We start from the raw sequence: 1,720 nt of genomic DNA, 5'->3' as shown, positions 1-1,720 counted from the left end.
CGAAGGGCCCGGAGTGGATCACTCCGGGCCCTTCGCGGTGGTGGGCCTAACAGGACTTGAACCTGTGGCCTCTTCCTTATCAGGGAAGCGCTCTAACCGTCTGAGCTATAGGCCCTTGCCGCACTGAAAGATTAGCGGACCGACGGCCGATCTCCCAAATCCGGGTCGGCCGGGGCCGTGGCGGCACCCCCCGCGACCAGCTGCGGCGCACCGGTGGAGGGGCGCAGCAGCCACTCCTCGCGGGTCGGCGGCAGGCCCGCCGCGCCCTCCTCGGTGCTGCGGACGGCGAGGACCTGGTTGATCCCGATCCGGTTCTGCTCGAAGGCGAGCGCGGAGGCCGCCATGTACAGCCGCCAGACCCGGGCCCGGCCGCGGCCGACCAGCCGGACCGCCTCCGTCCAGTGCGCCTCCAGGTTGGCCACCCACTCGCGCAGGGTCAGCCCGTAGTGCTCCCGCAGCGACTCGACGTCCCGGACCTCGAAGCCGGCCTCCTCCAGCCGGGCCACCGTGGACCCGACGGGGGAGAGCTCGCCGTCCGGGAAGACGTAGCGGTCGATGAAGGGGCTGGTGCGGTGCGCCACCCCGGGGACGTCGGGGCGGCGGGCGATCTGGTGGTTGAGCAGCCGGCCGCCGGGCACCAGCAACCGGTACAGGCCCTCGGCGTAGACCCGGTACTGCTCGGAGCCGACGTGCTCGGCCATCCCGACGCTGGAGATCGCGTCGAAGGGCCCGTCGGGGATCTCCCGGTAGTCCTGGAGACGGACCTCGACCCGGTCGGACAGCCCGGCCTCCTCGACCCGGGCACGGGCCAGCGCGACCTGCTCCCTGGAGATGGAGACGCCGACCGCGGTGACCCCGTAGTGCTTCGCCGCGTGCAGCAGCAGCGAGCCCCAGCCGCAGCCGACGTCCAGCAGGCGCATCCCGGGGCGCAGGCCGATTTTGCGGCAGATCAGGTCGAGCTTGGCCTCCTGGGCCGCCTCCAGGCTCTTCGCCTCGGGCGCCCAGTAGGCGCACGAGTAGACCATCGAGGAGCCCAGCACGATCCGGTAGAAGTCGTTGCCGACGTCGTAGTGGTGGCTGATGGCCGCGCGGTCGCGACTGCGGCTGTGCAGCCGCCCGGGGGCCCTGCGGACCTCCTCGCGGGGCGGCTCGGGGTCGAGGCCGACCGCCCCGGCCCGCAGCGCGGCGGCGAGCACCCGGCGGCCCTTGGGGCCGAGCGCTTCGCGCGGCCCGAGGGCCAGGCTGCGGACCTCGGGCCGCTCGGCGAAGCGGGCGACGGCGGAGAGCGTCTCGTACAGGTCGGTGCCGGGGGCGAGTTCCAGGTCCCCCGCGACGTAGGCCCGGGCCAGGCCCAGCTCCCCCGGCTGCCAGATCAGCCGGCGCAGCGCCCGGCGGTTGCGCAGGACCACGGTGGGCGCGCCCGGCGGCCCGGCGGAGCTGCCGTCCCAGGCCTGTACCCGCAGCGGTACCGGGACCCCCAACAGCCCTTCGAGGGCTTCGACCAGTTGACCTGCGAGCTTCGCCACCGCGCGCCTCCGTCCAGTCGTCCTGCGGAACCTCAGCTGACCCGGTCGGGCGGACCGGGGGGCGGCCTGCGGCACTCCCAGGCGCGGGACGGGCGGCACCCAGCTTGTCCCACCGCGGCCGCCCGGTTTCCGGGTGGCACGCCGCGGGCGGCCGGCTGTCACCCGAAATGCCGACGGGCCCCACCCGCTGCAAC

General features: G+C 74.3%; 1 protein-coding gene and 1 tRNA gene. Both read right to left on the bottom strand.

What is annotated here, in order from left to right; genetic code table 11:
• Nucleotides 1–38: 38 nt before the first annotated feature.
• Nucleotides 39–115: transfer RNA gene (locus tag ACFU6K_RS38430), tRNA-Ile, on the bottom strand.
• Nucleotides 116–131: 16 nt separating this feature from the next.
• Nucleotides 132–1,526, bottom strand: a complete 1,395-nt coding sequence (locus tag ACFU6K_RS38425; RefSeq protein WP_380671224.1) for a class I SAM-dependent methyltransferase — start codon at nt 1,524–1,526, stop codon at nt 132–134.
• Nucleotides 1,527–1,720: the final 194 nt, after the last annotated feature.

This window comes from Kitasatospora sp. NPDC057512, from assembly GCF_042802135.1.
Taxonomy (GTDB): Bacteria; Actinomycetota; Actinomycetes; order Streptomycetales; family Streptomycetaceae; genus Kitasatospora.
This window is presented reverse-complemented; position numbering and strand designations above follow the sequence as displayed.